Origin of the sequence: Deinococcus murrayi DSM 11303, assembly GCF_000482805.1 — a bacterium.
Lineage (GTDB): Bacteria > Deinococcota > Deinococci > Deinococcales > Deinococcaceae > Deinococcus > Deinococcus murrayi.
The window spans coordinates 1-2,500 of the sequence record NZ_AXWT01000038.1 but is presented as its reverse complement, the minus strand read 5'-3'; the positions used below and the strand labels follow the sequence as shown (position 1 = coordinate 2,500).

Below are 2,500 nucleotides of genomic sequence, written 5' to 3'. Positions count from 1 at the left end.
AAAGGTGATTCAACGTCCCCTGTTATGCTGCCTTCATGCCGCTCTTTTCCGAAGAAATTCAAGGTAAAACGCCGGATGCCCAGCGCCGTCTTTACACCCTGTTTCAGCGAGCCGTGAAGGCGGGAGAAGTACCCGCCCTGAAGCTGCTAACCCGGTTCGACTTAACAGGCTCAAAGGGGCAGGGCCGCCAGGTCTTCGAATACGCTTACACAACTGCCACCGCTGAGCAGGTCAGAGCATGGATAGCGAAGCACGAGAAGACCCCCGCGCCGCAGGGTGTCACCGCTGAGGACGTGCAGGGCATGACAGACGAGCAATTGACGGCCCTTATCAAGGCGCAGCGCAAGCCGGTCAAACGCCGCAATACGAAGCGCAAAGCAGCCGCCACGGATGGGGGAGACAATGCCTCCTGAAACCTACGAGGAACAGATCGCCCGTGAGCTGTTGAGACTCGGCGTCACTAGCAGGCTGAAGAATGCGCCCGTGTACCATTTCTGGGAGATCGGCAAAGGCAAACGCGAGGCTCACAAGGGATTGGACGCGGCGCTCGTGGCCTTTCAGCGACGTGAGATGGATGGCGAACAACTGACCCCTAAAGAGCAGGACGCTTACCGGCAACTTCGGGAACTGTTCGCTGACCCTGAAGTGAACCCCTACACCATCCAGCTTTACAACGAGGACAATCAGACCGCCTCACTCCGCCGCCTGTATGTCCGCTACGGGTATGACAAGGAGGATTTCAAACTCACCGACCCAGCGGAGACGACCCGCCAAATTGTGGATCACTTCTACCCGATTCGCTGGCCCGAGTTCAATGAGCTTTCGGACTGGGAGCTGATGCGCGAGGTTATCCCAGCGATGCAGGTTGCTCGCGCCCAACTGAAAATTTACGAAGAGCAGCGATGGCTGTACGACGAGCGCAGCCAGAGAGCCGCCGAAGTGCTCGCCTACCGCATTCAGAACGTCTACAAGAACCAGCAACTCCCGGAGCGGATGAACACGACCGAACAGCAGCGCGCCATCTTCGAGGAGTACGCTGCGAGGCTTGAGCGAGGAACCAATGCTCGAAGGTGGTTTCAGGAGATGCTTTCCAAGCTCGCCAAGCCGCGAAGAAAACGCCAAACCAGTTGAATCCCAGGGGCCGCAGTGCCCCACTTTTTTTGGCCTCGCACAGCAGAGTGGCAGGGCGGGCGGTGAAGTTCCGCAAGATTAGCAACTGCGTTGCATCTTGCGGGGGATTCTCCCCCTGACCCCCTAAAAATGGCTGCACTGTTTTTTTTAAACCCTGCTACTTTGAGACATGACCAAGAAGCAGGGCCGACCGCGAGCTACACCCAAAAGGGTGACGGTGACACTCGCGCAGCATCATGCAGGAGAGTTGCAACGCCTCGCCGATGAAGCGGGGGTCACCCTATCGGCGCTATGCGCCCACGTCCTTGAGCGGTATGCCATCCAAGACCGCGAACTGATGACGAATGATGTTCTCGCTCAGCGCCTTGAGGCTATCCAAGAGCGGTATATGCGGGAGTTTGCAAGCCGTTTCGGCGATGTGCTGCTGAGGCAGGCTCACGAGGTCGTCGCCTTACGCCGTCAGATGCTGACCGAGGCAGAAACCGAGTATGGAGAAGAAGCCGCGCGGCAACTTAAGGAGGCGAGCTGGCAGGGCGCGGTGAGGTCACTGCGACCTTACACCCAGAAGGTACGAGGGGAGGAAGATGAAAGCCAACCAGCGAGTAGTGAAGTCCGTTCCTGACCGAAGCGGGAATGCCTACACCAAAACCAGCGCGGGCGGTAAGGCGAGGATGCAGGCCGCAGCAAACTATATGGATGAGCGAGAAAACACCCAGCTTTACAAGCTGGAAAACGGCGAGCTGCGCGAGACAGACCGCCATGAGGCTGCTGCCAGCATCGAGGACACGAGTACCCAGTATCAACAACATCTGGCTTTTACGACTAAGCTGGACTCAGCGGTTACGCATGTAAACGAACGCGAAGCCGCCGAGCATGTTGCCCGCAGCATTCAGGAACGCAGACCAGATGCAGAGATTTACGCCATAGCCGTTCACAGCGATGGGAAGGGAGACGAAAAGGGAATACACGTACACGTCATTGTTGGCACCAGAACGACACTTAGACGGGATGACCTGCGGCACTTTAGAGAGGAGGCTTACAAGCTTGAACGAACCTTAGAGCGTGACCTCTCTAGGGGTCAAAAGTGGCGAGAAAGTCGGGAAACGCGCGTGCAGCCCCACGGTTGGGCTTGATCAGTACGGCGCGAAGGGCATCCAGGCCACGCCTGAAGAGGCTTTTGGGCGGGTAGCCGTGCCTGAGGCAGCGTGACGGGTCACGCTGCTGCTCGAACTCTCCCACCAAACAGCACCATACAAAGGCCAGTGCGACCACGGCCAGGAGCGTGGAAACCCGACGGGGATCAGTCAGGTGAGTGCTTTCGAGAAAAAAGCCCCTGGATTTCAGCGCCTGATGCATGTTTTCTGCTGTC

The 2,500-nt window shown here is 57.8% G+C and carries 4 protein-coding genes and 1 pseudogene; 4 read left to right on the top strand and 1 reads right to left on the bottom strand.

Features of this window, described 5'->3' with window-relative positions; genetic code table 11:
- Positions 1–35 precede the first annotated feature (35 nt).
- From H565_RS0108475 to H565_RS16600, 4 genes are all read left to right on the top strand, one after another.
- Positions 36–413, top strand: a complete 378-nt coding sequence (locus H565_RS0108475) for a hypothetical protein (RefSeq protein ID WP_027460665.1) — start codon at positions 36–38, stop codon at positions 411–413.
- Positions 403–1,131 (top strand): hypothetical protein, encoded by a 729-nt coding sequence (locus tag H565_RS0108470; protein WP_027460664.1) that lies wholly within the window; start codon positions 403–405, stop codon positions 1,129–1,131. The genes H565_RS0108475 and H565_RS0108470 overlap by 11 nt, the downstream gene beginning before the upstream one ends.
- Before the next feature lie 169 nt (positions 1,132–1,300).
- Entirely contained in the window at positions 1,301–1,753 is a 453-nt protein-coding gene (locus H565_RS0108465) for a hypothetical protein (RefSeq protein ID WP_157468933.1), read from the top strand.
- Entirely contained in the window at positions 1,716–2,264 is a 549-nt protein-coding gene (locus H565_RS16600; RefSeq protein WP_169726668.1) for a hypothetical protein, read from the top strand. The genes H565_RS0108465 and H565_RS16600 overlap by 38 nt, the downstream gene beginning before the upstream one ends.
- Here the strand turns inward: H565_RS16600 and H565_RS0108460 are convergent.
- Positions 2,203–2,500: pseudogene (locus H565_RS0108460) on the bottom strand (IS4 family transposase); the annotation flags it as partial. The gene H565_RS16600 and the pseudogene H565_RS0108460 overlap by 62 nt on opposite strands.

Excerpts from the sequence above, each read along its gene's own strand:
- H565_RS0108475 (WP_027460665.1), top strand. The coding sequence starts at position 36 with ATGCCGCTCTTTTCCGAAGAAATTCAAGGTAAAACGCCGGATGCCCAG.
- H565_RS0108470 (WP_027460664.1), top strand. The coding sequence starts at position 403 with ATGCCTCCTGAAACCTACGAGGAACAGATCGCCCGTGAGCTGTTGAGA.
- H565_RS0108465 (WP_157468933.1), top strand. The coding sequence starts at position 1,301 with ATGACCAAGAAGCAGGGCCGACCGCGAGCTACACCCAAAAGGGTGACG.
- H565_RS16600 (WP_169726668.1), top strand. The coding sequence starts at position 1,716 with ATGAAAGCCAACCAGCGAGTAGTGAAGTCCGTTCCTGACCGAAGCGGG.